Below are 25,386 nucleotides of genomic sequence, written 5' to 3' on the forward strand. Positions count from 1 at the left end.
TGACCTGCTGTGATGCGCGCCACAGCCTACGGTCACGAACGTGTCACAACCTGGCAAAGTCACCCCGTCGGTCACCCTTGGGGGGGCGTCGCGGCCGCGGCCGCGGCCCGGAAGGGCCCGCCGTCGCGCGGCTTAGGATGGACGGCGATGTCCACGACGCCCGCACCCCACGCCACGCCGGCCGCACCCGCCGCCGACGCCACCGCCGCGCGCACCTACACGGTGCGCACGCTCGGCTGCCAGATGAACGTCCACGACTCCGAGCACATGGCCGGGATGCTCGAGGAGGCGGGCTACGTCCGCGCGGCCGCCGCCGACGAGGCCGCGAGCCGTGCCGACGTTGTCGTCATCAACACGTGCGCCGTGCGCGAGAACGCTGCGAGCAAGCTCTACGGCAACCTCGGCCAGCTCGCCGAGCTCAAGCGCGAGCGGCCCGGCATGCAGATCGCCGTCGGCGGCTGCCTCGCGCAGAAGGACCGCGCAGGCATCGTGGAGCGCGCCCCGTGGGTCGACGTCGTCTTCGGCACGCACAACCTCGACGCCCTGCCCGTCCTCCTCGAGCGCTCGCGCCACAACGCCGCCGCCGAGGTCGAGATCGCCGAGTCGCTCCAGGTCTTCCCCTCGACCCTCCCGACGCGTCGTGAGTCCGTCTACGCTGGCTGGGTGTCGATCTCGGTCGGCTGCAACAACACGTGCACGTTCTGCATCGTGCCGCACCTGCGCGGCAAGGAGCGCGACCGTCGGCCGGGCCAGGTTCTCGCCGAGGTTGAGGCGCTCGTCGCGCAGGGAGCGATCGAGGTCACGCTCCTCGGGCAGAACGTCAACTCCTACGGCGTCGAGTTCGGGGACCGCGGCGCCTTCGCGAAGCTCCTGCGCGCGTGCGGCCAGATCGAGGGCCTCGAGCGCGTGCGTTTCACGAGCCCGCACCCCGCGGCGTTCACCGACGACGTCATCGACGCGATGGCTGAGACCCCCAACGTCATGCCGCAGCTGCACTTCCCGCTCCAGTCCGGCTCGGACCGGGTGCTGCGCGCCATGCGGCGCTCCTACCGTTCCGAGAAGTTCCTCGGCATCCTCGACAAGGTCCGGGAGCGCATGCCCGACGCTGCCGTGAGCACCGACATCATCGTCGGGTTCCCCGGTGAGACCGAGGAGGATTTCCTCGAGACCCTGCGCGTCGTCGAGGCCGCGCGGTTCACCAACGCGTTCACGTTCCAGTACTCCCCGCGCCCCGGCACGCCCGCCGCAGACCTTCCCGACCAGCTGCCCAAGGAGGTCGTCCAGGAGCGGTTCGAGCGGCTCGTCGCGCTCCAGGACCGTATCTCCGCCGAGCAGTCAGCGGCACAGCTCGGACGCGAGGTCGAGGTGCTCGTGGCCGAGAGCACGGGCCGCAAGGACGCCGAGACGCACCGTGTCACAGGCCGCGCCCGCGACAACCGGCTCGTCCACGTCGAGCTGCCCGCCGGCGCGCCCCGCGTCACCGACGGCATCGACGACCCGCGCCTCGCCGACGACCTCGACCCGCGTCTGCCGCGCCCCGGTGACCTCGTCGTCACGCGCATCACGCGGACCGCGCCGTACCACCTCGTCGCGGACCGCACCGAGGCCACGGACCTCTTCGAGGTCCGGCGCACCCGTTCGGGCGACGCCTGGGCCGCGCGCGAGCGCGCACGGCTCGGCCTCGGCGCCGAGGAGCACTCTCACGGTGGCGCGCCGGCCGCAGGCATCCCGGTCGTGCTCGGTCTCCCGACCGTCCGCCGCGCCTGACACCGCAGAAGCGTCCCCGGGCCGGAGCCCGGGCACGAGACCGCCCGCCGCGGATCACCGTGGCGGGCGGTCTCACGTCCGCGGCACCTGTCAGCCCACGTCGGGCGTGTCCTTGCCCTCGGGCGGGACCTCGGGAAGGCCGAACGCCGGCGCCTGCGCGTCGAGGTGGTCGAACGCCATCATCGCGGTCTCGAGCCCCGACATGAGGATGACGTCGAGCTGCTCGGCCGTCACCCCGTGCTCAAGGTCCGTCGACGACTCCGCGTGGACGTCGAGCAGGTCGTTCGACGGGTTGAGACGTGCATACATCTTGGGGAACACGCGTTCCCGGTTCCACTCGTTGAGCGCGCGCAGGAGCGGCGCCTTGTGGACGGGATCGACCGACCGGCCCCAGGTGCCGCGGACCTGGAAGATCTCCTCCTTGTCGCCCATGAGCATGAACCACACGCGATGGTCGCCCCAGTTGCCGCCGAAGTCACCGTCGTCGACCGTGATGTAGTGGAACTCGTGGGAGTCGAGGACTCCCTGGACCATCTCACGCGTGAGGGGCAGCGGCACGGGGCCGGAGGTGGGGACGGGCACGGAGGACCTCACAGTGCAGGGGACTGGGCGACAGGGTCGGGGTAACGCTCGTCGAGCGCGTCGAAGAACGACGTGCCCGACGCGAGCCCGCACCGGATGACCTGACGGATCTGGGCGTCGTTCCCGCCCTTCTCGAGATCGACCGCGACCTCGGCGCTCACCGACACCGCACCGTCGTCCCGGACCCGGGCGTAGGCCTTGGGCCAGATCCGCTCGGTGTTCCAGTCATTGATGAAGTCGAGGATCTCGTCGAGCCGCTCGATGCTCGCCTCGCGGCTCCACGTCCCGCGGATCTGCAGGAACGTCGGCGTCTCGCCGTAGAGGACGAAGAGGAACATGCGCAGCTGCCAGAAACCGATGCAGTCGCCGTCGTCGTCGACGCCGAAGTGCGCGCCGTCGGCGCGCAGGATCTGAGCGATGCGCTCGGAGGTCATCGGTGTCGGGAAGAGCTCGGGGTCCGAGGTTGTCGGTGACGGGTCGGCGCCGTCGAACGGGGAGACCGGCACCGGCACGCTGGGTTGGGGGCGAGACGCGGGCGGCTCCGGCGTGTGCTTGGGACGACGACTCCAGAAGGCCATGCCAGCAGGTTAGTCGTTCTGCACGGCCGCTGTGGGGTGGTCCGCCCCGGGTTCGCTCACCGCGTGACGGTGACGGACCTCCGAGTGCTCAGCGCCCCTCGCCCGCGATCTCGGCGAGGACGAGAGACGCCTCGTCGCTGCGCCCGAGCCGTCCGAGCACGTCGAGGACCTCGTCGCTCACAGACGTCGACAGCTGGCGCCGCCGCTGCGCGCGGAAGAGGGTCGCGGCGCGCACGAGCGGCTCGAGCGCGCCCTCGTGGTCGCCGGTCCCCGCGAGGCAGCGTCCTGCGAGCCACGCGGCATGAGCCTCGTCGAGCCGGTTTCCTGCGGCGCCGTGAAGCGCGGTGAGCGCGAACGCCTCGGCAGCCGCGTCGACGAGGCGGCCCGCCGTCGCGAGCAGCCGGGCGCGGGAGTCGCGCAGCTCGAGGAGCTCGGCGGCGTCGGCCGCCGACTCGCGCGCGGCGAACGCCGTGCCGTGCCCTGGCGCCGCACCGCCCGCGGCGCCCGGGCTGCTCCCGCCGAGCACGTCGACAAGGCGGTCGAAGGTCGCGAGGAGTGCGACGACGTCGTCGTCGAGCGTCGTCACGCGCGCCGCGGCACGCGCGACAGGCGCTGTGTCACGCGCGTCGACGCCGCCGGCGTGCAAGAGCCCGAGGGCCCGGCGGAACCCGGCCGCGGCTCCCGCGTGGTCGTCGAGCAGCGCGGCGAGCTGCGCCGCCTCGGCGAGCGCGAAGCCCGCTGTCGGCAGGAGACCGGCCTCCTCGGCGTCACGCGCAGCCGTGCGGTAGAGGACGGCGGCCGTGCGCGGGTCCGAGTCCTCGACCGCGGCCGCCGACGCGAGGAGCGCGTCAACCGTGTCCGCGGGCGGAAGGTCGCTCGTTCCCGGCGCTGCGGCGACGGTCGCCCCGGCAAGGCCCTCGAGGCGCAGCACCGCAAGGTCGACGTCGAGTGTCCGTGCGGCCCTGCCGCGGGCGAGAACGAGGTGCCGGGAGCAGGCGTCGTTACCGTTGCGGGCGTCGAAGGCCGCGGCGATCGTGTCAGCCTCGGCCTCGACCCACGCGGCGAGAGCAGCGACGTCTCGGGCGGGGACGCCCGGCAGCGACACGGGCGTCGACGGGTCGGCCTGCGCGAGAGCACGTGCGCCGATGCCGACGTGCGTGAGCACCATGAGCCGTTCGCCGGGCGAACGGCTTCCCACGAGGACATCAGTGACGCGTGCGATCATCCGCAGCGCCCGCTCGGTGTTGCCCGTGCGGCCGAGGACCTCGGCGTTGCGCGCGTGGGGCCCGCAGAGGTCGTAGGGTCCCTCGAGGTGACCCAGGCCGAGGAAGTGGGCCCGTGCGACGCCCTCCGCGTCGCCCTGGTCGAGGTAGGCGAGCTGGAGGTAGGCGAGCATGTCGGCCGGCTCGGTCGCGCACGACGGCTCCTCGGGGAGCACGGACTCGATGATCCGCACGGCCTCGTCGCCACGGCCCGCTCCCACGAGGTAGGCCGCACGGTCGCCAGGTTCGCACGCCTCGCACTGCGAGTAGGCGTCGCGTGGCGTCGCCACCCAGGCCTCGTAGGCCTCGGCGACGGCTGCCGGGTCGGGGTTCGAGTGCTGCTGCCAGCGGAAGTTGCTGTGCCGCACCGCGTTGAGGCCGTGGCCGGCGATGACGAAGCGGCGCTCCATGTCCGCGAGCGTCGCGTCGATCTGGGCCGAGGACACGCCCGGGAAGTCGACGAGGTGCCCCGTCATCCACTTGAACGACCAGAACAGCGAGTGGGCGTCCGCGCCGTCGAACACGTCGGGCCTTTCGTCGTAGAGACGCAGGGCACGCGTGAAGGGGACGAACGCCTTGTCGACCTCCTCGCCCCACACGTACGCGTCGACGAGCGTGTTGTAGGCGAACGCGAGCGCCTCGACAGGACCCTCGGCCTCGATCCGCTCGACCTCCGCGAGGATCCTGGCGGTGCGCGACGAGCCGTACGGGAGGGAGGTGACGTCGTGCACAGCGTGGACGGCCTCGTCGAGCGATCGTGTCATCGGGCGTCTCCTTCGCGTGGTGGTGCCGCGGGGTCGGTCGTGGTCGGCGCGGCGAGCGCGCCGTCGAGCAGGGTGCGCAGCGCCCCGTCGAGCAGACGTGACTCCCCGTCGTTGAGGGGGCGCCCCGACGCGAGCAGGCTCGTGACGTAGAGCGCGTGGACGCCGGCGTCGCGTACGGGGCCGGGGGCGCCCGCGAGCAGCGCCCGGACGGTCGTGTTGTCGTCGTTGAGGACGAGGCGCCGAGGCTTCGCCGGCGCCGTAAGCCCCGCGACGATTCCGCCCCAGAGGTCGTCGGCGGCCGCGACCGTCGCCGCGGCCGCGCGGGCATGGTCGCCCTCGGCGTCGCGCAGCAGCAGGGCGGGCAGCGACGTGGGCTCGAAGCGACGCAGGACGACCTCGCAGTCGGCCGAGGTGAGCGCCGCGGTCGCGCCGGTGAGGGCCTCGGTGACCTCGAGCTCGCGCAGCGGCTCGACCTCCTCGAGCGTGTGCGCGACGTCGTCCGCCGTGACCCGCGCCAACCGCCAGGCGGGGAAGCGGGCTGCGACACGCGTGAGCAGGTCGTCGTCGTAGACGTAGCCACCGTTGACGAGGAGCAGGCCCTGCGCGGACGCGACGGGCGCGAGCCGGCGGAACTCCTCGAGGTCCGTCGTGAAGAGCAGCCGCTCGCCCGCGAGGCGTTCGGCCGCGTCCGCGAGCGTCGTCGGGCCGAGCGTCGACTCGAACGGCAGCACCTGCGTCGCCAGATCGAGCATCTCGTCGTCCTGGAGCGCGAGCGCACGCACCGCGAGGTGGTGCGTGCGCAGGAACGTCGTCGCGAGCGGCGAGGGCTCCGCGAGCGTCGCGAGCAGCCACGCGCGGACCTGCCTGCCGAGCGCGTCGCGCGTCGCGACGAGCACCTCGTCGTCGTAGAGCCCCTCGCGCGACGCGGTCGGACGCAGCGCGGCGACGTCGACGACGCACCGGACGAAGAACGCCCACGGCGGCAGGAGGTCCGGCACCGACGACGAGAGCAGCATGCGTCGCAGGTAGACGCGATGGTGCGCGGTGCTCGTCGGGGCGAGCGCACCGGGCAGCACGTAGGCGACGCCCGTGAGGCCCGCGAGCGGGAGGTCGAGATCGATCCGGGCGAGGGGCGTGAAGCCGAGCGTCCGCTCGGCGTAGGCGACGAGACCCTGCTCGCGCGCCGCCGGCGCGGTCGCCGACGGGGACCAGGGGAGTGCCGTCGCGCTCACCCGACGCTGCACGGGAGAACCGTCCTCGAGAGTGGTCGCGACGAGCACGGGAACGGGCAGCAGACCGCCGACGTCCTCGGCGAGCGCGACGACGGTCTCCGCGGCGAGCCAGTGCTCCATGTCGCGCCGAGGGTGCAGCCGGACGAGGCTGCCCCCGCCGGTCGGGACGTCGGGGTCGTCGGGCGAGATCTCACCGAGCTCGTAGCGCCCGTCCGCGTGCCCGAGCCACCGCACGGGCGCCGCGTCGGGCTGGCGTGCCGAACGGGAGACGAGCTCGATCGTCTCCGCGACCATGAACGCCGAGAGCAGCCCGATGCCGAACTGACCGAGGAACTCCTCACGCCCGGCGCCGAGGTCGGCGTCACGCTTCGAGGACCGGCCGATCGTCGCGAGGAGCTCGACCGCCTCCGCGCCCGTGAGCCCGACGCCGTCGTCACGGACCTCGAGCGAACCGTCCGCGCAGGGGGTGAGAAGGATCCGGCCGCCACCCTCCGGGGCCGCCAGCCCCGGCAGCAGGCGGCGCGCCGTGAGCGCATCGACGCCGTTCTGGAGGAGCTCGCGCAGGTAGACGCGCGGGCTCGAGTAGAGATGACGGGCGAGCAGGTCGACGACGCCGTGGAGGTCGACCTGGAACGCGGCCCGCGAGTCCGGTGAGCCCTCGCGGGCCGCAGAGGTCACGCGGACGCGTCCTCGGTCTGCGGCGCCCACTCGGGGTGCGCCTCGCTCAGGTGGTCGAAGAACTGGATGCCCGTGAAGATCCCGCACTTGAGGAGCTGGTCGAGCTGGTCGTCCGCGACCCCGTGCTCGAGGTCCGTCGAGACCTCCGAGTAGATGCCCGTCTCGGAGTCGTCGGGACGCGAGTAGACCTTCGGCCAGATGCGGTCCCGGTTGAACTCGTCGAGGAACGGCAGGACCGCTGTCTGCTCCGAGAGCGGCACCGTGCCCGCGTAGCGGCCGCGGATCTGGAGGATCTCGTCCTGCTGTCCCATGAGGAAGAAGTAGAAGAGGTGGCTGTCCCAGATCCCGTAGACGTCGCCGTCGTCGTCCGTGCCGACTCGCCACTCCGCCGCCTCGAGCAGCTCCTTGATGCGCTCGCGCGTCACCGGTGCGTTCGTCCGGACAGGCTCAGCGCCCGGCTTGGTGAAGAATCCCATGTCGTCCCCTTGCTCGTCGTGCGCAGGGCTCACCTGCGTCGTCGACACACTATCGGTGTCCTCCGACACCGGCGCGATAGCATTCCGGCTCGTGAGCACCCAGCGCGTCATCGCCGTCGTCGGCCCCACGGCGACCGGCAAGTCCGACCTCGGGGTCGCGCTCGCGCTCGCTCTCGGCGACGCGGAGATTGTCAACGCCGACGCCTACCAGCTCTACCGCGGCATGGACGTCGGCACGGCCAAGGTCACGCCCGCGGAACGCCGCGGCGTCCCGCACCACCAGCTCGACGTCCTCGATCCGAGCGAGGACGCGTCTGTCGCCGTCTACCAGCGGGAGGCGCGCGCGGACCTCGCGGCTCTCGACGAGCGCGGCCGACGCGCCGTCGTCGTCGGCGGCTCGGGCCTCTACGTCCGCGCGCTGCTCGACCGCATGGACTTCCCGCCGACCGACCCTGCGGTGCGCGCCCGCCTCGAGGAACGGGCTGAGCACGAGGGCACGCGTTCCCTCCACGACGAGCTCACGGCGCTCGACCCGGTGGCGGCCGCGGGCATCCTCCCGGGCAACACCAAGCGCATCGTCCGCGCGCTCGAGGTCATCGAGCTCACCGGCGGCCTCTTCAGCTCGCACCTGCCCGTCGCCGAGCATGTCCGTCCCGCCGTGCAGATCGGCCTCGACTCCCCGCGCGAGGAGCTCGACGCGCGCGTCGCCGCACGGGTCGACCGCATGTGGGACCGCGGGCTGCTCGACGAGGTGCGCGCGCTCGACGCCGCGGGCATGGGCCGCACCGCACGGCGCGCCGTCGGCTACGCCGAGGCGCTCGAGCACCTCGCCGGGCGCCTCACCGCGGCGGAGGCCCGGGACGCGACGACGGCCGCGACCAGGCGTCTCACGCGCAAGCAGATGGGATGGTTCGGCCGCGACGCCCGCACCGTGTGGCTTCCCGCGACCGCCCCCGACCTGCTCGAGCGTGCGCTCGACGTCGTCGCCCGCGCCGACGCCGGAACGCTGGACGTCCCCGCCACAGGCGAACCGACGCGCCGTAGCCTGGGTTCATGACCGTCCGCGCCACGCTCGCCGTCACCAAGGGTCACGGCACGCAGAACGACTTCGTCCTCCTCGACGACCGCGACGGCGTGCTCGACCTCGACCCGGGCCTCGTCCGGGCGCTCGCGGACCGTCGCGCGGGCGTCGGCGGCGACGGGGTCATCCGCGTCGTGCGCTCGGCCGATCTCCCCGAGGGTGCCGCTGCCCTCGAGGCCGACCCCGCCGCCGAGTGGTTCATGGACTACCGCAACGCCGACGGCTCGGTCGCGCAGATGTGCGGCAACGGCGTCCGGGTCTTCGTGCGCTTCCTCGAGCAGCTCGGCCTCGCGGACCTCGGCGGTGGCGCAAGCCTCGCGATCGGCACGCGTGCGGGCGTCCGCCACGTCACCCGCGTGCCCGAGGGATACGCGGTCGACATGGGCGTGTGGCACCTGCCCGGCGGCGAGGCCGCGCGCGCGGCAGGTCACGACGCGTTCGTGAGCGTCGCGGGGCTTGCAGGAGAGCGCCCCGCGCTGAGCGTCGACATGGGCAACCCGCACACGGTCGTCGCGCTCGCGTCGCTCGACGAGCTCGACGCGCTCGACCTCACGCGTGCCCCCCTCGTCATGCCCACGCCTCCCGAGGGCACCAACGTCGAGCTCGTCGTGCCGCTCGGCGAGGAGACGACGCCGGACGGCGTCGTCGGGCACGTCCGCATGCGCGTGCACGAGCGCGGCGTCGGCGAGACGCGCTCGTGCGGGACGGGAGCGTGCGCGGCCGCGCTCGCGGTCGCGACGTGGGCGGGGCCGGGTGCCCCGCGCACGTGGCGTGTCGACGTGCCGGGCGGCACCGTCACGGTGACGATGCTCGACGGCGACCGGGTCGAGCTGGCCGGGCCGGCCGAGCTCGTGGCGCACGGCGAGGTCGACGTCGCGGCGCTGCTGCGCGGTCTGTAGCGGGACGCGCCCAGGGGCCGACGGCAGGTCGGGCCCGGGCCTCAGGCAGCGGGACCCGGAACGCGAAGGACCCGGAACCCCTTTGCTGACGCGAGCTTCGCGGTGCCCGGCGCGACCTCACGGTCGATCCACGCCGCGAGCGAGTCCGCACCGAGGTTGCGCTGGACGACGAGGAGCGCTTCCGCACCCGGAGCGACGCGCGGCAGCCACGTGCGGAGCATGCCGTGGAGCGCGTCCTTGCCGATGCGGATCGGCGGGTTCGACCACAGCGCGGCGAACCGTACGTCGGCGGGGACGTCCTCGGGCCGCACGGCCTCGACGTTCGTGAGGCCAAGCCGTGCCGCGTTGCGGCGCACGAGGTCGAGCGCGCGCTCGTTGACGTCGACCGCCCACACGCGGGCGCCCGGCGCCTCGAGCGCCATCGTCAGCGCGACGGGACCCCAGCCGCAGCCGAGGTCGAGCAGGTCGCCCGTCGCCGGCGGCTCGGGAACAGTCCGCAGGAGCACTCGCGTGCCGAGGTCGACGTGCCCGGGGGAGAAGACACCTGCGGCGGTCTCGACCTCGAGCTCGCGGCCAGCGAGCGTCACGGTGACGTGACGGCGCTCGTCGGCCGAGGCGGGTGAGGCGGTGAAGTAGTGGTCCTCGTTCACCCCGCGAGCCTAGTGCGTCGGACGGCACGGGCAGGCGCCGCACACGTGTGCGGTCCGTGCGCCCGGTCACGCCGCGCGCGAAATCGTTGGTGCCCGGGCCCGTCGGCGTGACACGCTGGACGTGCACCGCCCCGACGGAAGGACCTCCATGACGCATCCCACCCCCGAGCCCTCGCGCACCGAGCGCGACATCGCCGACGACGTCGTCGCGCGCGTGCTGGCCCGGGCGGGGACCGCCGTCGACGAGGGCAGCACGATCCACACGTCAGCGGACGGCGAGCAGCTCGACCTCGTCGAGCGCGCCGCGCTGCGCCGCGTCGTCGGGCTCTCGACCGAGCTTGAGGACGTGACCGAGGTCGAATACCGCCAGCTCCGGCTCGAGAAGGTCGTCCTCGTCGGCCTCTGGTACGGCAGGTCCTCGCTCGACGCTGAGATCTCGCTGCGCGAGCTCGCCGCGCTCGCCGAGACCGCGGGCTCCGAGGTGCTCGACGGGCTGCTCCAGCGCCGTCAGACGCCCGACCCCGCGACGTACCTCGGCAAGGGTAAGTCTGCGCAGCTCGCGGAGATCGTCGCCGCGGTCGGAGCGGACACGGTCATCATCGACGGCGAGCTCGCGCCCTCGCAGCGCCGCGCTCTCGAGGACGTCGTCAAGGTCAAGGTCATCGACCGGACCGCGCTCATCCTCGACATCTTCGCGCAGCACGCGAAGTCGCGGGAGGGTAAGGCTCAGGTCGAGCTCGCGCAGCTCGAGTACCTCCTGCCGCGACTGCGCGGCTGGGGCGAGTCGATGTCTCGTCAGGCCGGAGGTCAGGTCGGCGGCGCGGGCGCAGGCATGGGCTCGCGCGGACCGGGCGAGACGAAGATCGAGCTCGACCGGCGACGCATCCGTGACCGCATGGCGAAGCTCCGCCGCGAGATCGCCGCGATGGCCCCGGGGCGCGAGGCCAAGCGGGCCTCGCGGAAGAAGGGCAAGGTCCCGGCGGTCGCGATCGCGGGATACACGAACGCCGGCAAGTCGTCGCTGCTCAACGCGATCACGGGCGCAGGCGTGCTCGTCGAGAACGCGCTCTTCGCGACGCTCGACCCGACGGTGCGGCGCACGCAGACGGCCGACGGCCGCGTCTACACGCTCGCGGACACGGTCGGCTTCGTGAGGTCCCTGCCGCACCAGCTCGTCGAGGCGTTCCGCTCGACGCTCGAGGAGGTCGCTGACGCGGACCTCCTCCTCCACGTCGTCGACGCGTCCCACCCGGATCCCGAGGGTCAGATCGCTGCGGTGCGTGAGGTGCTCGCCGACATCCCTGGGGCGCTCGACGTGCCCGAGGTCATCGTCCTCAACAAGGCCGACGTCGCGGACCCGGACGTCGTCGCACGAGTGCGCGGTCGGGAACGACGGACGCTCGTCGTCTCGGCACACACGGGCCACGGAATCCCCGAGCTCCTCGCGTACATCGCCGCGGCGCTGCCGCGACCCGACCGCGACATCGACCTCACGGTGCCGTACACGCGAGGCGACCTCGTCCACCGGATGCACCACGAGGGTGAGATCGACCTCGAGGAGCACACACCCACGGGTACGCGCCTTCGTGGACGTGCAGGAGAAGCGCTCGCGACCGAGCTCGAGGCCGCTGCGGTCGCCCACAGCACGTCCTGAGGGAAGCCCGCGGCCACGCGGTCGTGCGTAGGATGACGCGGTGACCCCGACGCCCGACGACCCCGAGACCGACGTCGCCCGGGAGGTCGGACCGCTTCTCGAGGTCGCGGTCGCAGCCCTCGGCGGAAGCCCCCGCGAGGGGCAGCGCACCATGGCGGAGCGTGTCGCGACGTCGTTCGCGACCGGCGAGCACCTGCTCGTCCAGGCGGGCACCGGCACAGGAAAGTCCCTCGGCTACCTCGTCCCGGCGGTGCACCACGCGGTGACGGCCGGCGAGCGGGTCGTCGTCTCGACCGCGACGCTCGCGCTCCAGCGGCAGGTGCTCACACGCGACCTGCCGCTCGTCGCGGACGCGCTCACGGACCATCTGCCGCGCGCGCCCCGGATCGCGCTCCTCAAGGGCTGGCAGAACTACCTGTGCCTCCACAAGGTTGCGGGCGGCTACCCGGAGGAGCCGGGGACGGCGCTCTTCGACCTGCCCGACGCCGCCTCGACGCCCGACCCGCTCGACGACGACGGCCCGCGCGACGAGAGCGCCGTCAAGCGCCTCGGACGCGAGGTCGTCCGGCTGCGCGAGTGGTCCGAGCAGACGACGACGGGCGACCGTGACGACCTCGTGCCGGGCGTGAGCGCCCGCGCGTGGCGGCAGGTGTCGGTGACGAAGATGGAGTGTCTCGGCAACCGTTGCCCCCTCGTCGAGGAGTGCTTCCCGGAGCGGGCGCGCGCGCACGCACGCGAGGCCGACGTCGTCGTCACCAACCATGCGATGCTCGGCATCGCGGCCTCGGGCTCGCCGGGCGTGCTGCCCGAGCACTCGGCGCTCGTCGTCGACGAGGCGCACGAGCTCACGGACCGCATCACGAGCCAGGCGACGCTCGAGCTCTCGACGATGTCGATTGACCAGGCTGCGCGGCTCGCGCGGCGCCAGGGCATCGCGACGGCCGCGCTCGACCGTGCGGCCGCTGATCTCGGCGCGCTCCTCATGGACCTCCCCGAGGGGCGCTTCCCGCACGGGCTGCCGGAGGGCGTGCAGGCAGCGGTCGGCGCGGTGCGCGACGAGGCGCGCGAGCTGCTCACCGCGCTCAAGCCCGAGCCGAAGTCCGACGCGGACGGGGCGCTCAAGGTTGCACAGGCGGGGGTGCTCATCCTCTTCGAGACCGCGGAGCGCATGGCGGCGGACCCGTCGGGGCACGACGTCCTGTGGTGCTCGCGAGGCTCGTGGGAGGCGGGCGGGGCGACGCGCCTGCACGTCGCCCCCATGAGCGTCTCGGGGCTCGTCCGGACGTCGCTCCTCGCGGAACGTACGGGGGTGTTCACGTCGGCGACGCTGAGCCTCGGCGGCTCGTTCGAGCACGTCGCGCGTTCGCTCGGGCTCGAGACGCCCGACGGCGACGGGCCGGCCACGCCGTGGGACGGCATCGACGTCGGCACGCCGTTCGACTACGCGAAGCAGGGCATCCTCTACGTCGCGCGTCACCTGCCCGCGCCAGGGCGCGAGCCCGCGACGGAGGCGCAGCTCGACACGATCGCGGAGCTCGTCGAGGCTGCAGGCGGCCGGACGCTCGGGCTCTTCTCGTCACGACGCGCGGCGGAGACGGTCGCCGCCGCGATGCGGGAGCGGCTCGACGTCCCGGTGCTGTGCCAGGGCGACGACGTCTTGCCGACGCTCGTGCGGCAGTTCGCCGAGGACGAGGCGACGTGCCTCTTCGGCACGCTCTCGCTCTGGCAGGGTGTCGACGTGCCGGGTCGGTCGTGCAGCCTCGTCCTCATCGATCGCATTCCCTTCCCGCGGCCTGACGATCCCGTGCGCTCGGCGCGCACGGAGGCGGTCGCGGCGGCGGGCGGCAACGGGTTCATGTCGGTGTCGGCGACGCATGCCGCGCTCCTCCTCGCCCAGGGCGCGGGACGTCTCGTGAGGACGTCGACGGACCGCGGCGTCGTCGCGGTGCTCGACTCGCGGCTCGCGACCGCACGGTACGGGAGCTTCCTCACGCGCTCGATGCCTCCGCTGTGGCCGACGACGGATCGCGCGGTCGTCCTTGCTGCGCTGAGACGGCTCACGGCCGACGCCTCCGATGACTAGGCTGGCTTGGACACGCAGGTCGCTCGCGCGGCCGGCCGCTCAACCCTGGAGGAACGATGCCGAACATCACGCCGCACCCCGACGAGCACACGACGCTGCGGACGACGAAGCTTGCCGTCGTCGGTGCTGGAGCGGTCGGCTCCACGCTCGCCTACGCGGCGCTCATGCGTGGTGCCGCCCGCACGGTCGCGCTCATGGACATCAACGCCGCCAAGGTCGAGGCCGAGGTGCTCGACCTCTCGCACGGCGTGCAGTTCGTACCTGAGGCCCAGGTCATCGGCTCGGACGACGTGTCGGTGTGTGCGGACGCCGACGTCGTCGTCGTCACTGCGGGCGCCAAGCAGAAGCCGGGTCAGACCCGCACGGAGCTCGCGGGCGCGACGATCGACCTCATGAAGAAGATCCTGCCGGGGCTCGTCGAGGCCGCCCCGAACGCGGTCTACATCATGGTGACGAACCCGGTCGACGTCGTCACGTACGCGTCGCTGAAGATCTCGGGGCTTCCGCCGAGCCAGATGTTCGGCTCCGGAACCGTGCTCGACACGTCACGGCTGCGCTTCCTGATCGCGCAGCACTGCGGCGTCGCGGTCCGTAACGTCCACGCCTACATCGCAGGGGAGCACGGCGACACGGAGATCCCGCTGTGGGATTCTGCGACGATCGGAGGCGTGCCGCTCCTCGAGTGGAACCGCCAGTCCGAGCACCACGGCCCGCTCAACGACGGAGACCGGGCCCGCATCGCGGACGAGGTCGTCAACTCGGCGTACAAGATCATCGAGGGCAAGGGCGCGACGAACTACGCGGTCGGGCTCGCGGGGACCCGCATCATCGAGGCGATCCTCACGAACGAGCACTCTGTCCTGCCGGTCTCGTCCCTCCTGACGGACTACTACGGGATCTCGGACGTGTGCCTGTCGGTCCCGTCGATCGTCGGGCGTCGTGGCGTCTACGAGCAACTGCAGGTACCACTGTCGGACGCCGAGTACGACGGTCTCAAGGCGTCCGCCGACCACCTGCGGGCGGTCGCCCGGGAGTTCGGCTTCTGAGAACGGACGCAGCATGATGAAGGCCCCTCCACGGAGGGGCCTTCGTCATGTCGCCACGATGCCGCGAACGCGAGGTCCGGCAGGTGGTGCGCGTCCCGCGTCAGAGCGAACGGAGCACGGAGACGACGCGCCCGAGGATCTGGGCGTCGTCGCCGGGGATGGGGGCGTACGCAGAGTTCTGGGGGAGCAGCCAGACGTGCCCCGAGGTGCGCTTGAACGTCTTCACCGTGGCCTCGCCGTCGATCATCGCCGCGACGATCTCGCCGTTCTCGGCGACCGGCTGGCGGCGCACGACGACCCAGTCGCCGTCGCAGATCGCAGCGTCGACCATCGAGTCGCCCTGGACCTTGAGCATGAAGAGGTCGCCGTCGCCGACGAGCTGCCGGGGGAGCGGGAAGACGTCCTCGACAACCTGCTCGGCGAGGATCGGTCCGCCCGCGGCGATCCGCCCGACGAGGGGGACGTACGACGGTGCGGGCCGGGAGTCGTCCTCGGCGGCGGAGTCGTGGGCGATGCGGGGCTCGGCGCTGGACGCAGGCGTGGACGGGACGGCCGTCGCGACGACGCGGGCATCGTCGGACTGGACGATCTCGAGGGCGCGCGGCCGGTGCGGGTCGCGACGCACGTAGCCCTTGCGCTCGAGCGCCTCGAGCTGGTGCTTGACGCTCGACGGGCTTGTGAGGCCCACGGACGCCCCGATCTCCCGCATGGTCGGAGGGTAGCCACGCTCGTCCAGGGACGTGCGGATGCACTCGAGCACGGCGCGCTGACGCCCGGTGAGCGCGCGGCTCGCCGCGGTGGCGGGCGAGATGGGCCCTGGGGTGGTCTGCGTCACGTGATGCTCCCTCGTCCACCCCCGAATGTCGGAGGCTCGTGGTCGGCTGTCTCTCGTCAGCCTAGGGGAGGACACGGACGGGTTCAAACATTCGTTCGATCGTGTCTCGACATCCTGCGCCGGCCCTGCTAGAAATAGAACAGCAGTTCGACGAACAGGCGTTCGAGCATCGGCTCGACCGACGAAGGAGCATCGAGATGAGCACCATGAGCCTGGCAGCCTCGCCCCGCACGGCCCGTGTCGCGCCGGCGGGTGCTGAGCTCGCTCCGCTGCGCCTCACCCGGCGCGGCCGGATGGTCGTCGCAGTCCTCGTCGCCCTGGTTCTCGGCGGCGTCGCGCTCCTCTTCGCCAACGGTGCGACCGCGGATGTTCCCGAAGGTGCGCGCGCTGTGACGGTGCGGACCGTCGGCGCGGGCGAGTCGCTCTGGGCGATCGCTTCCTCCGTGACGGCTCCGGGCGCGGACGTCCGTGACGCGCTGCGGGAGATTGCCGATCTCAACGGGCTCACCGGTCCGACGCTCGCGGCGGGTCAGCAGCTGGTCGTCCCCGTGCTGGCGGCGGGCTGAGCCTGCATATCTGGTCGTGGCTTGCCTCGGCGGATGCTGCGAGCTGCCGTTGCCGTTCTGGGTCGGCGCATGGCGTGCCGCAGTGGGCGCGCCGCCTTGCACAGCCCCGGGTGTGGGCCTAGTGTCGCGGTGCCAGCCGATGTGACATCCCGTGAGGACGCTGATGCACTGCCCGTTCTGCCGGAACCCGGACTCCCGAGTCGTCGACTCGCGGACCTCGGACGACGGTCTCTCGATCAAGCGTCGCCGCCAGTGCCCCGAGTGCGGGCGGCGGTTCTCGACCGTCGAGACGTCGAGCCTCACCGTCGTCAAGCGGTCCGGCGCGACCGAGCCGTTCTCGCGTGACAAGGTCGCCGCGGGTGTTCGTAAGGCCTGCCAGGGTCGTCCCGTGAGCGACGACGACCTCGCTCTGCTCTCGCAGCGTGTCGAGGAGTCGATCCGTGGTGCCGGCAGCGCCGAGATCGACGCCAACGAGATCGGTCTCGCGATCCTCGGGCCGCTGCGCGAGCTTGACGAGGTCGCATACCTCCGGTTCGCAAGCGTGTACCAGGACTTCGGCTCGCTCGAAGACTTCGAGGCTGCGATCACCGCGTTGCGTGCCGACCGGGAGGACGCTGCGCGCACTGACCTGGTTGACGGGTCGTCGGTGTCGGCACTTTCCGCGGACTGACGCGGGGGCAGGCTGACGCCGCACGGACCGCACTGAGGCGGACCGAACTGACGCCGTGAGTCCTGACGGGGTGCGTCTGCATGCCGTCACGTCACGCGACGGCGCACAAAGGGGTTGTCGCTCAGGACGCGGAAGAGAGAAGGTGGAGTGCCGCACCCGCGGCACCTGACGAGGAGGCGCCCATGGCTGACCACGACGATCGTTCCGTCCCCGAGGACGTCAAGGAGAAGTTCCGCGCGGCCCTTGCCGCGAAGAAGGGCAACGCGCGCTCTGCCGAGGGGGCCGCGAACACCGGTTCCGTCCACGGGTCCGAGACCTCGGGCAGCACGCAGCGCACCTTCCGCCGCAAGTCGGGCTGAGTCTCCCGGCACTGCTTGCGTGGCGGGGTTCCGCTCGACCGCCCCGCAGGAGCGGCCGCACGGGCCCGCCACCCACACACCACCGGACCCGCGCCCCAGGGGGCGCGGGTCCGGTGGTGTGTGACGCACGTGCGCCGTTGGGCCCCGGCGCAGGGACTAGTCGAGGACGCGGAGCCTCACGGTCGCCTCGAGCTGCGCGAGCTCGGCGACGGCGTCTGCGGAGACGTCCGAGCCTGCGTCGGTGACGACATAGCCGATGTCACCGCGCGTGCCGAGCAGCTGGCCCTCGATGTTGACATCGTGCGCCGCGAGGATCTGGTTGACCTTCGCGAGGACGCCGGGAACGTTGCGGTGGAGGTACGCGATACGGCTCGCGCCCGTGTACTCGAGCGCGAGGTTCGGCAGGTTGACGGAGAGCGTCGTGGAACCTGTCGTGAGGTAGTCGCGGATCTTCGTCGCGACGAACTGGCCGATCGCCTCCTGGGCCTCCTCCGTCGAGCCACCCGTGTGCGGGGTGAGGATGACGTTGGGCAGGCCCTGGAGCTCGGACACGAACGGGTCGCCCTTGCGCTTGGGCTCGTGAGGGAAGACGTCGACCGCAGCGCCGACGATCCGACCTGCGTTGATCTCGTCGCGGAGAGCCGCGTAGTCGGGGACGAAGCCGCGCGAGAGGTTGAGGAAGATCGACCCCTGCTTCATCCGGGAGAAGTGCTCCGCCGTGAACATGCCGGCGTTGCCCGCGCGGCCGTCGACGTGGAGCGTGACGATGTCGGACACCTCGAGGAGCTCCTCGAGCGAGGCCATACGCCGCGCGTTGCCGAGTGCGAGCTTCTCGGCGGAGTCGTAGAAGACGACCGACATGCCGAGGTTCTCTGCGAGCACGGAGAGCTGGGTGCCGATGTTGCCGTACCCGATGATGCCGAGGGTGCGGCCGCGGACCTCGTGGGCCCCCGACGCCGACTTGTTCCAGACGCCCGCGTGCATCTCGTCGTTGAAGACGGTGAGGCGCCGCGTGAGGGCGATGATGTCGGCGATCGCGATCTCGACGACCGAGCGCGTGTTCGAGAACGGCGCGTTGAAGGTCGCGATGCCGCGCGTCGCGGCTCCGGCGAGGTCGATCTGGTTCGTCCCGATGCAGAACGCGCCGATGACACTGAGCTGCGGCGCGTGCTCGAGCACGCGCGGCGTCACCGTGGTCTTCGAGCGGATGCCGAGGATGTCGACGCCGTCGAGGGCTGCGATGAGGTCGTCCTCGTCGAGGGCGCCGGTGCGGTTGACGACCTCGATGCCATGGGACGTGAGGATCTGGGTCGCGAGCGGATGGAGGTTCTCGAGGAGAAGGGCGGTAGGCACGGGGCCAGTATCGACCGGTCCGCGGGTCGGACCAAACGCAGTCCGCACGATGGACCCGTCGGTCCGTCAGGGCGCGGCGACGGCCTCGGCGATGCGAGCGGGAAGGTCGTGCGAGTGCACGAGGTGCAGCCGCTGCGTCGGCCGCGTCATCGCGACGTAGAGGTCGGACGGGGCGAGCTCGTCGGGCTCGACGAGCACGACGACGTCGTACTCGAGACCCTTGACCGTCCGCGGGTCGACGACGGAGACCGGGGCGTCGAGCTCGTCGTCACCGCGCACGGCCCGCAGCGAGGCGTCGGGGAGGACGTCCCGCAACGCGGCGCGGAGCGACGCCGTCCGGCGTGGCTCGGCGACGACGGCGATACGGCCGACGCCGTCGGCCGTGGTGCCGGATCGGACCTCGGTCGCGACGACGCGCGCCGCCTCGCGCGCGACGTCCCTCGACCAGTGGACGTGGAGCGCGTCGTCGACCTCGCGGGCCGACGTCATCGGAGAGACCGGGAGGTCCGCGGCGAGGGCGGCGGAACGGGCCGCGTCAGCGACCACCGCGGGCGTCCGGTAGTTGACGGTGAGCTCCTCGAGGCGCCAGGCACCACGCAGGGGAGCATCGAGCATCGTGCGCCACGACCGCGCGCCGCCCGCGGCCGACGTCTGCGCGACGTCGCCGACGATCGTCAGGGAGCGGGTCGGGACGCGTCTCAGGAGCGAGCGCCACGCCATGGCGGTGAGCTCCTGCGCCTCGTCGACGACGACGTGACCGTACGTCCACGTCCGGTCGGCCGCGGCGCGCTCCGCGGTCGTGAGCGACGTGCCGCCCGCGGCGAAACGGTCCGCAAGGACCTCGGCGGAGACGAGAGCTCCGGCACCCGTGCCCTTGAGGACCTCCTGCGCGTACTCGAGGTCCCGGGCCCGTGCGGCGGCGTCGGCCTTCGCCTGGGCGCGCTCCGCCTGGTCGTCCTCGCCGAGCAGCTCGGCGGCCTCGTCGAGCAGCGGGATGTCCGAGACGGTCCATGGGGAGCCCGGCTCGCGCGCGAGCGCGGCGCGCTGCGCGTCGGAGAGGTGCGGCGCGGCCTCGGCGAGCCGGTGCGGCTTCGCCCACAGGTCCTCGACGAGCCGCTGCGGGGTGAGGGGGAACCAGGCGAGGTTGAGCGTCACCCGCACGTCACGGTGCGCGCGCAGGTCGTCAAGGACCATGCGGCGGTCCTCCTGCTCGAGCTCGACGCCCGTCGCACGCCCGTACTGCGTCGCGAGCCGCGAGAGCATCTCCTTGACGAACGTCACGCGCGCGACGTTGTGCGGCTTGTTCGTGCGACGGGCGCGGGCGGCAGCCTCCCGCACGTCGTCGCGACGGAGGACGAGGTCAACGCCCTCGAGCCGGAACGGGACGTCGTGCTCGGGGATGCGTTGCCGGGCGCGAACGGCACGCGCGACGACGCGTGCCATCGACGCGTCGCCCTTGAGCCGGGCCGCGAGGTCCGTCGGTTCCTCGGCGCGCGCCGAGACCCCCGGCAGGAGGTCTCCCATGGTGGTCGCGACGACCCCCGTCTCGCCGAGCGACGGCAGCACCTGGTCGATGTACCGCAGGAACGCCGAGGACGGGCCCACGAGGAGGACGCCCGAGCGCTCGAGGACCCGGCGGTGCGCGTAGAGGAGGTAGGCGGCGCGGTGCAGCGCGACCGCGGTCTTGCCCGTTCCCGGGCCACCCTGGACGACGAGCGCGCCCGCGAGGTCCGAGCGGATGATGCGGTCCTGCTCGGCCTGGATCGTCGCGACGATGTCGTTCATGCGCCCCGTGCGCTGCGCAGCCATCGCGGCGAAGAGTGCTCCCTCGCCCGAGAGGTGGACCTGCTCGTCGCCGAGCGCGTCGAGGTCGAGAACCTCGTCCTCGAGCGAGACGACCTGCCGGGCGCGCGTCACGAGGTGACGGCGGCGCAGCACCCCGTCGGGGTGGACGGCGGTCGCGCGGTAGAACGCCTGGGCCGCAGGTGCCCGCCAGTCCGTGAGGATCGAGCTGTGCTCGTCGTCGGTGAGCCCGATGCGGCCGATGTGGCGGACCTCGCCGTCGGTAAGGTCGAGGCGGCCGAAGCACAGGCGGTCCTCGACGGCCTCGAGCTGGGCGATGCGGTCCTCGTAGAGCGTCGCGAAGGCGTCGCGCTCCGACCTGTTCTGCGGCGAGCCCGACGGTCCCGAGCGGCGGACCTTCGCGAGTCGGCCGCGGGTCTGCGCCCGCAAGGCGTCGAGCCGGGCGTACAACCGGTCGACGACCTCCTGCTCGGAGAGGATCTCGGACGAACGGGACGCTGACACCGGGCCTCCTGGGTCTGGGACGGCGCGACCTGCGCGCACGTGGCCATCCATTATGGTCCCTCGCGGGAGTCCCGGGTCCCGGCAGGTGGCCGCACGGCACGGACGGGAATGCTCGGAGCGCGACGTGCGTTGTCACGCGTGAGGCCCTGGACGGGGCCCGGACGGACGAAGGAGGACCGGTGCTCGACCCGACGGACCTGTACGAGATCGACGAGAGCGTCGCGGCGCGTCTCGGTGCGCACGAGGGCGGCACCGGGCCGGTCCTTCTGCACGCGCTCGAAGGCTTCGTCGACGCGGGCCGGACCGCCGAGCTCGTCTCGGACCACCTCGTCGACGCGTTCGAGACGGAGCGGCTCGTGACCTTCGACGCAGACGAGCTCCACGACTACCGGGGGCGACGCCCGCTCATGGACTACGACGAGGACCGCTGGACGTCGTACGCGGCGCCGCGGCTCGTCGTCGACGTCGCACGTGACGCCGAGGGGACGGCCTTCCTCGTCCTCCACGGCTCCGAGCCGGACCTGCGCTGGGAGCGTGTCGCGACGGGGCTGCAGCAGGTCGTCGACCGTTTTGGCGTCTCGCTCGTCGTCGGTGTCCAGGGCATCCCCATGGCGACGCCTCACACGCGTCCGGTGGGCGCGAGCGTGAGCGCGACCCGCCCGGAGCTCGCGGGCGTCCAGCCGCGGATCTTCGGCAAGGTCCGGGTTCCGGCGAGCTTCGGTGCGATGTTCGAGCGTCGGCTGGGGGAGTCCGGGCACGACGCTGTCGGCCTGACGATGCACGTGCCGCACTACCTCGCGCAGGGGCACTTCGCGCCCGCGGCGCTCGAGGCTGTCCGCCGGGTCGAGCACGTCACGGGGCTCTCGCTGCGGGCGCACGACCTCGAGGAGGCCGCGCACGAGGCTGCCGAGGAGATCGCGGAGCGTGCGTCGGGGTCGGACGAGGTGCGTGAGGTCGTCGCCGACCTCGAGCGGCGCTACGACGCGTTCGTCGCGGCGAACGGCGGCACGAACCTGCTCGCCGAGCCTGTCGCGATCCCGTCGGCGGACGAGATCGGGGCGGCGTTCGAGGAGTTCCTCGCGGCGCAGGACACGCCCGATGACGGGCAGCGGCCCGGCGAGGGCTGACCTCGCAGGACCGTCGGCCGGTCAGACGTCGCCCGGCTCCTCCACGTGAGGCTCGGCGAGCGCGGGCTCGCTCGTGACGGGCTCGTCCGCGCCTGGCGCGGCGCACCGCGCGGGGTCCTCACGGGGTGCCGCCCCGGCCGCGAAGCGGGTGAGCGCGTCCCCGTCGACGAGGGATGCGGGGACGGCGAGCCGCCGAAGCGCGCGCTCGACGTGCGCCCCGCCGAGGTCGGGGCCGGGCGCGCCCGCGCGGACTGCGGCAAGCACGAGGTTGCCGTAGCGGCGTCCCTTGAGGACTGCGGGCTCGGCGACGAGGGCGACGGAGGCCCAGCGGGCCGGCTCGGGTCCTGCGTCCGGCGCGGAGACGAGCCCCTCGAGAAGGGTGGCGACCTCGGCCCGGGCGAGGCGCAGCGGCGCGCGGTCGGCGATGTTCGCGAGGTAGAGGCCGCCGGGGCGCAGCACCCTGCACACGTCGTTGGCCCAGCCCGTGGTGGTGAGGTGTGCGGGCGTCGTGTCGCCGGCGAACGCGTCACGGATGACGACGTCGGCGCTGGCCGGGGCCGACGTCGCGAGGGCGGCTCGTCCGTCCTCCGCGCGCAGGCGTAGGACGGGTGAGCGTGGCAGGTCGAACCAGGTGCGGACGAGCTCGAGGAGCGTCGGGTCGGGATCGATCGCGACCTGGCGCGACCCGGGCCGCCGGGCCTCGATCCAGCGGGGCAGGGTGCACCCGGCAGCCCCGACGTGCACGGCGCGCACGGGCCCGGGGGTGACCGCGTCGAGGAGGGCGGCCATGTGCTCCATGTACTCGAACGCGAGGACGCTCGGGTCCTCGTGGACGTAGGAGCTCGGGACCCCGTTGACGAGCACGGTGACTCCGCGGGGGTCGTCGCGGTCGACGATCGCTTCTGCGGTGCCGGTCGTGATCTCGACGGGGCCGTTCGGGAGCGCGAATGTCGGTGGCTCGGTGTTCGATCGACGTCGGGAGGTGCGGCGGGCCATGGGGACCACCGTAGACGGCCTCGGAGGGCTTGACGGTCTCGAACAGATGTTCGATGATGGATCGAGGAGGTGGCGGAGATGACAGTGACGACGATGACCCCGCGCAGGAGCCGCGCGGTCGAGGAGCAGCGCGCGCTCCGTGGTGTCCAGGAGTCGACGCTCATGCGGCGCTCCGACGCCGAGATCCTTGCGGCGCAGCTCTCGCAGGACCCGGTCGACCGCTTCCTCCACGCGCACTTCGCCGCACTGCGTGCTGCAGGTGCGGTGCTGGCGGCGGTTGTGCCGCCGCGCGGCCGCGGCCGTGACCGGTCCGCGTGGGAGCAGCTTGCGGACCGCGTGCCCGAGCTCGCGGGCTGGGCCGCCGTCTTCGCCGACGCCGCACGGGTGCGCGCCGCGGTCGAAGGTGGGCGGGTCGACCTCGTCGACGACGTGCGTGCGGACCGTGCGCTTGAGGACGCCGAGGACTTCCGTGACGCGATTGACGCGCTCGTCGAGGACACGACCGGGGACACCGCCGGAGGAGCGCGTGCGCTCCGTGCCGTGCGAGCGTCATGACGGGTTGGGCACGCTCATGAGCCGGGGTCCACGGGCCAATCTTCGTGGCCGCTCGTGGGGCGACGACGACGATGGGTGCAACGTCCTCCACGTCGACATGGACGCCTTCTTCGCGCTCGTCGAGCTGGCTCGGCGGCCGGAGCTGCGTGGCCGACCCGTCATCGTCGGGGGTGCCGAGCGGGGCGTCGTGCTGTCCGCGACGTACGAGGCGCGCGCGTTCGGCGTGCGGTCGGCCATGCCGATGGCCGCAGCTCTGCGGCTCTGCCCGCAGGCCGTCGTCGTTCGTCCCGAGCACGGTCTCTACCGTGAGGTGTCGCACGAGGCCATGTCGATCCTCCGCGATGTCACGAGCCTCGTCGAGCAGCTGAGCGTGGACGAGGCATTCCTCGACGTCCGGGGTGCACGGCGCCGTCTCGGGCCCCCGGTCGTCATCGCCGAGGGCATCCGCGAACGGGTCGCACGCGCGCTCGGCATCACGTGCTCGGTCGGCATCGCGTCGACGAAGTTCGTCGCGAAGCTCGCGTCGGTCCACGCGAAGCCCGACGGCCTGCTCCTCGTGCCACGTGGCGCGACCATCCCGTTCCTCCGTTCGCTTCCGGTCGGCGCGCTGTGGGGCGTGGGCGAGCGCACCGAGGAGCGTCTTGCCCGCTACGGCATCACGACGGTCGCCCAGCTGGCCGACACGGAGGTTGAGGTGCTCCGGGGCGCGGTCGGCAGGTCGGCAGGCGCGCGGCTCCATGACCTCGCCTGGGGACGGGACCCTCGGCCCGTCGAGCCGACACGCATCGAGAAGAGCCTCGGGGCCGAGTCGACGTTCGAGCACGACCGCACCGACCTCACGGAGGTTGAGGCACGTCTCCTCGGGCTTGCCGACCATGTCGCCGCACGCCTGAGGCGGCACGGACAGGTGGGTCGCGTCGTCGCGCTCAAGGTCCGCACGAGCGACTTCCGAACGCTCAGCAGGTCCCGGACGCTCGACGCCCCGACGGACGTCGGACGTGAGATCTACCTCGCCGCGCGCGAGCTGCTCGCCGGAGTCGACCTGCGGGGGCTTCCGGTCCGCCTCGTCGGGGTGCGGCTCGAGGGGCTCGTCGTGCGCGATGGAGCCGCCGTGCAGTCAACCCTCGAGGAAGCGGCGGACGGGACCGTCGAACGCCGGCGCGAGGCCGAGGCCGCGATGGATCTCGTGCGGGAGCGCTTCGGCTCGTCGGCTATCGGCCCGGGTGCGTCACGGCTCGCGCCGCGGGGCGAGCAGGGTCCGGCGCGAAGCCAACGGGGCGCTACGCCGATCGTCCGGTGACGTCGCGCGCCGGCACTCGTCCCGCCGGGGCCCCGGGCTCGGCACGCTCCGTGCGGGCCGTCACGTGGGCGCTGGGTACAACTTCCGCGCGAAGCGACCTATCCTAGAGTTGACCGCCTGTCCCGATCGATGAAGCGGGGGTGCCCATGCCACTGTCCGAGTACGAGCAGCGCGTGCTCGAGCAGATGGAGCGTCAGCTCTCCGCCGACGACCCGAAGCTCGCCACGACGCTCACCACGCCCCGCCGACGCACGGGACGCAAGATCATCGTCGCCACGGTCGGCGTGCTCGTCGGCCTGCTCCTCCTCGTCCTCGGGGTGGTCCAGAGCAGTGCCGTCGTCGGCATCTTTGGCTTCCTCGTGATGTTCGGCGGCGTGACCTACGCGGTTCTCGGACCGTCGGGCGCCGAGGGCAGCGGCCCCCAGGGCGTCGTCAACGACTCCGGCCACGTCACGCCCCACGCGCGGCAGCGCGGCCGCGGCAAGGCACGCGGCGAGAGTTTCATGCAGCGCATGGAGGACCGCTGGGACAAGCGCAAGGACGGCGGGCTCTGACGACGAGCCGCT

23 protein-coding genes are annotated in these 25,386 nt (G+C 72.5%); 13 read left to right on the forward strand and 10 right to left on the reverse strand.

Annotated features, from left to right (window positions below; all coding sequences use genetic code 11):
* The first annotated feature begins 147 nt into the window (after window positions 1-147).
* Window positions 148-1,767 carry a tRNA (N6-isopentenyl adenosine(37)-C2)-methylthiotransferase MiaB gene (gene miaB / locus IGS67_RS09255; protein ID WP_192279924.1) on the forward strand — a complete coding sequence of 540 codons (1,620 nt, stop codon included), beginning with the start codon at window positions 148-150 and terminating at the stop codon, window positions 1,765-1,767.
* A 90-nt stretch (window positions 1,768-1,857) separates the two neighbouring features.
* On the opposite strand, the gene IGS67_RS09260 is transcribed toward miaB, so the two are convergent.
* From IGS67_RS09260 to IGS67_RS09280, 5 genes are all read right to left on the reverse strand, one after another.
* Entirely contained in the window at window positions 1,858-2,349 is a 492-nt protein-coding gene (locus tag IGS67_RS09260; protein ID WP_192279928.1) for a type III secretion system chaperone family protein, read from the reverse strand.
* Between the two features lie 8 nt (window positions 2,350-2,357).
* Window positions 2,358-2,927: a YbjN domain-containing protein gene (locus tag IGS67_RS09265; protein ID WP_192279930.1), complete on the reverse strand. Its 570-nt coding sequence runs from the start codon at window positions 2,925-2,927 to the stop codon at window positions 2,358-2,360.
* 88 nt (window positions 2,928-3,015) lie between these two features.
* The gene (locus IGS67_RS09270) at window positions 3,016-4,953 is read right to left on the reverse strand and encodes a hypothetical protein (RefSeq protein ID WP_192279932.1); all 1,938 of its coding nucleotides are present in this window, start codon (window positions 4,951-4,953) and stop codon (window positions 3,016-3,018) included.
* A complete protein-coding gene (locus tag IGS67_RS09275; protein ID WP_192279935.1) occupies window positions 4,950-6,863 on the reverse strand; it encodes an HSP90 family protein in 1,914 nt (637 codons plus the stop codon). The genes IGS67_RS09270 and IGS67_RS09275 overlap by 4 nt, the downstream gene beginning before the upstream one ends.
* The gene (locus IGS67_RS09280) at window positions 6,860-7,339 is read right to left on the reverse strand and encodes a type III secretion system chaperone family protein (protein ID WP_102508948.1); all 480 of its coding nucleotides are present in this window, start codon (window positions 7,337-7,339) and stop codon (window positions 6,860-6,862) included. The genes IGS67_RS09275 and IGS67_RS09280 overlap by 4 nt, the downstream gene beginning before the upstream one ends.
* Before the next feature lie 91 nt (window positions 7,340-7,430).
* Here IGS67_RS09280 and miaA point away from each other — a divergent pair, with 91 nt between their 5' ends.
* Both miaA and dapF read left to right on the forward strand, forming a co-directional pair.
* Window positions 7,431-8,396, forward strand: a complete 966-nt coding sequence (gene miaA, locus IGS67_RS09285) for a tRNA (adenosine(37)-N6)-dimethylallyltransferase MiaA (protein ID WP_328742237.1) — start codon at window positions 7,431-7,433, stop codon at window positions 8,394-8,396.
* Window positions 8,393-9,319, forward strand: coding sequence for a diaminopimelate epimerase (gene dapF, locus IGS67_RS09290; protein ID WP_192279939.1), 927 nt, complete (start codon window positions 8,393-8,395; stop codon window positions 9,317-9,319). The genes miaA and dapF overlap by 4 nt, the downstream gene beginning before the upstream one ends.
* A 41-nt stretch (window positions 9,320-9,360) precedes the next feature.
* Here dapF and IGS67_RS09295 read toward each other — a convergent pair whose 3' ends face one another.
* Window positions 9,361-9,969 (reverse strand): class I SAM-dependent methyltransferase, encoded by a 609-nt coding sequence (locus IGS67_RS09295; RefSeq protein ID WP_192279941.1) that lies wholly within the window; start codon window positions 9,967-9,969, stop codon window positions 9,361-9,363.
* Between the two features lie 148 nt (window positions 9,970-10,117).
* On the opposite strand from IGS67_RS09295, the gene hflX reads away from it, so the two are divergent.
* Genes hflX through IGS67_RS09310 form a run of 3 tightly spaced genes read left to right on the forward strand, consistent with a single transcriptional unit; the run spans window position 10,118 to window position 14,752 of the window.
* Entirely contained in the window at window positions 10,118-11,623 is a 1,506-nt protein-coding gene (gene hflX, locus IGS67_RS09300; protein WP_192279943.1) for a GTPase HflX, read from the forward strand.
* 40 nt (window positions 11,624-11,663) lie between these two features.
* Window positions 11,664-13,706, forward strand: a complete 2,043-nt coding sequence (locus tag IGS67_RS09305) for an ATP-dependent DNA helicase (RefSeq protein ID WP_328742240.1) — start codon at window positions 11,664-11,666, stop codon at window positions 13,704-13,706.
* 56 nt (window positions 13,707-13,762) lie between these two features.
* Window positions 13,763-14,752, forward strand: a complete 990-nt coding sequence (locus IGS67_RS09310; protein ID WP_192279945.1) for an L-lactate dehydrogenase — start codon at window positions 13,763-13,765, stop codon at window positions 14,750-14,752.
* 100 nt (window positions 14,753-14,852) lie between these two features.
* On the opposite strand, the gene lexA is transcribed toward IGS67_RS09310, so the two are convergent.
* Window positions 14,853-15,587, reverse strand: a complete 735-nt coding sequence (lexA, locus tag IGS67_RS09315) for a transcriptional repressor LexA (RefSeq protein WP_328742242.1) — start codon at window positions 15,585-15,587, stop codon at window positions 14,853-14,855.
* 197 nt (window positions 15,588-15,784) lie between these two features.
* Here lexA and IGS67_RS09320 point away from each other — a divergent pair, with 197 nt between their 5' ends.
* From IGS67_RS09320 to IGS67_RS09330, 3 genes are all read left to right on the forward strand, one after another.
* Window positions 15,785-16,153 (forward strand): LysM peptidoglycan-binding domain-containing protein, encoded by a 369-nt coding sequence (locus IGS67_RS09320; protein ID WP_192279947.1) that lies wholly within the window; start codon window positions 15,785-15,787, stop codon window positions 16,151-16,153.
* A gap of 163 nt (window positions 16,154-16,316) precedes the next feature.
* A complete protein-coding gene (gene nrdR / locus IGS67_RS09325) occupies window positions 16,317-16,823 on the forward strand; it encodes a transcriptional regulator NrdR (protein ID WP_192280149.1) in 507 nt (168 codons plus the stop codon).
* A gap of 182 nt (window positions 16,824-17,005) precedes the next feature.
* A complete protein-coding gene (locus IGS67_RS09330) occupies window positions 17,006-17,182 on the forward strand; it encodes a DUF5302 domain-containing protein (protein ID WP_192279949.1) in 177 nt (58 codons plus the stop codon).
* A 156-nt stretch (window positions 17,183-17,338) separates the two neighbouring features.
* Here IGS67_RS09330 and serA read toward each other — a convergent pair whose 3' ends face one another.
* Window positions 17,339-18,535 carry a phosphoglycerate dehydrogenase gene (gene serA / locus IGS67_RS09335; RefSeq protein ID WP_192279951.1) on the reverse strand — a complete coding sequence of 399 codons (1,197 nt, stop codon included), beginning with the start codon at window positions 18,533-18,535 and terminating at the stop codon, window positions 17,339-17,341.
* A gap of 66 nt (window positions 18,536-18,601) precedes the next feature.
* Entirely contained in the window at window positions 18,602-20,893 is a 2,292-nt protein-coding gene (locus IGS67_RS09340; protein ID WP_192279954.1) for a HelD family protein, read from the reverse strand.
* A gap of 128 nt (window positions 20,894-21,021) precedes the next feature.
* Between IGS67_RS09340 and IGS67_RS09345 the strand changes: the two genes are divergently transcribed.
* A complete protein-coding gene (locus tag IGS67_RS09345; protein WP_192279956.1) occupies window positions 21,022-21,969 on the forward strand; it encodes a PAC2 family protein in 948 nt (315 codons plus the stop codon).
* Window positions 21,970-21,990: 21 nt separating this feature from the next.
* On the opposite strand, the gene IGS67_RS09350 is transcribed toward IGS67_RS09345, so the two are convergent.
* On the reverse strand, window positions 21,991-22,965 hold the full coding sequence (locus IGS67_RS09350) for a spermidine synthase (RefSeq protein ID WP_192279959.1): 975 nt from the start codon (window positions 22,963-22,965) through the stop codon (window positions 21,991-21,993).
* A 78-nt stretch (window positions 22,966-23,043) separates the two neighbouring features.
* Here IGS67_RS09350 and IGS67_RS09355 point away from each other — a divergent pair, with 78 nt between their 5' ends.
* From IGS67_RS09355 to IGS67_RS09365, 3 genes are all read left to right on the forward strand, one after another.
* Window positions 23,044-23,520 (forward strand): SAV_6107 family HEPN domain-containing protein, encoded by a 477-nt coding sequence (locus tag IGS67_RS09355; protein ID WP_210767205.1) that lies wholly within the window; start codon window positions 23,044-23,046, stop codon window positions 23,518-23,520.
* Between the two features lie 16 nt (window positions 23,521-23,536).
* Complete coding sequence (gene dinB, locus IGS67_RS09360) at window positions 23,537-24,820, forward strand: DNA polymerase IV (RefSeq protein ID WP_192279961.1); 1,284 nt, start codon at window positions 23,537-23,539, stop codon at window positions 24,818-24,820.
* Between the two features lie 146 nt (window positions 24,821-24,966).
* Entirely contained in the window at window positions 24,967-25,374 is a 408-nt protein-coding gene (locus tag IGS67_RS09365; protein WP_192279962.1) for a DUF3040 domain-containing protein, read from the forward strand.
* Window positions 25,375-25,386 lie beyond the last annotated feature (12 nt).

This window comes from Flavimobilis rhizosphaerae, assembly GCF_014852685.1.
Lineage (GTDB): Bacteria > Actinomycetota > Actinomycetes > Actinomycetales > Cellulomonadaceae > Flavimobilis > Flavimobilis rhizosphaerae.

What these genes read in the sequence shown, in the direction of transcription:
- miaB (WP_192279924.1), top strand. Translation starts at nt 148, where the DNA reads ATGTCCACGACGCCCGCACCCCACGCCACGCCGGCCGCACCCGCCGCC.
- IGS67_RS09265 (WP_192279930.1), bottom strand. Translation starts at nt 2,927, where the DNA reads ATGGCCTTCTGGAGTCGTCGTCCCAAGCACACGCCGGAGCCGCCCGCG.
- IGS67_RS09270 (WP_192279932.1), bottom strand. Translation starts at nt 4,953, where the DNA reads ATGACACGATCGCTCGACGAGGCCGTCCACGCTGTGCACGACGTCACC.
- IGS67_RS09280 (WP_102508948.1), bottom strand. Translation starts at nt 7,339, where the DNA reads ATGGGATTCTTCACCAAGCCGGGCGCTGAGCCTGTCCGGACGAACGCA.
- dapF (WP_192279939.1), top strand. Translation starts at nt 8,393, where the DNA reads ATGACCGTCCGCGCCACGCTCGCCGTCACCAAGGGTCACGGCACGCAG.
- hflX (WP_192279943.1), top strand. Translation starts at nt 10,118, where the DNA reads ATGACGCATCCCACCCCCGAGCCCTCGCGCACCGAGCGCGACATCGCC.
- IGS67_RS09310 (WP_192279945.1), top strand. Translation starts at nt 13,763, where the DNA reads ATGCCGAACATCACGCCGCACCCCGACGAGCACACGACGCTGCGGACG.
- IGS67_RS09320 (WP_192279947.1), top strand. Translation starts at nt 15,785, where the DNA reads ATGAGCACCATGAGCCTGGCAGCCTCGCCCCGCACGGCCCGTGTCGCG.
- nrdR (WP_192280149.1), top strand. Translation starts at nt 16,317, where the DNA reads ATGCACTGCCCGTTCTGCCGGAACCCGGACTCCCGAGTCGTCGACTCG.
- IGS67_RS09330 (WP_192279949.1), top strand. Translation starts at nt 17,006, where the DNA reads ATGGCTGACCACGACGATCGTTCCGTCCCCGAGGACGTCAAGGAGAAG.
- IGS67_RS09340 (WP_192279954.1), bottom strand. Translation starts at nt 20,893, where the DNA reads ATGGATGGCCACGTGCGCGCAGGTCGCGCCGTCCCAGACCCAGGAGGC.
- IGS67_RS09350 (WP_192279959.1), bottom strand. Translation starts at nt 22,965, where the DNA reads ATGGCCCGCCGCACCTCCCGACGTCGATCGAACACCGAGCCACCGACA.
- IGS67_RS09355 (WP_210767205.1), top strand. Translation starts at nt 23,044, where the DNA reads ATGACAGTGACGACGATGACCCCGCGCAGGAGCCGCGCGGTCGAGGAG.
- dinB (WP_192279961.1), top strand. Translation starts at nt 23,537, where the DNA reads ATGAGCCGGGGTCCACGGGCCAATCTTCGTGGCCGCTCGTGGGGCGAC.
- IGS67_RS09365 (WP_192279962.1), top strand. Translation starts at nt 24,967, where the DNA reads ATGCCACTGTCCGAGTACGAGCAGCGCGTGCTCGAGCAGATGGAGCGT.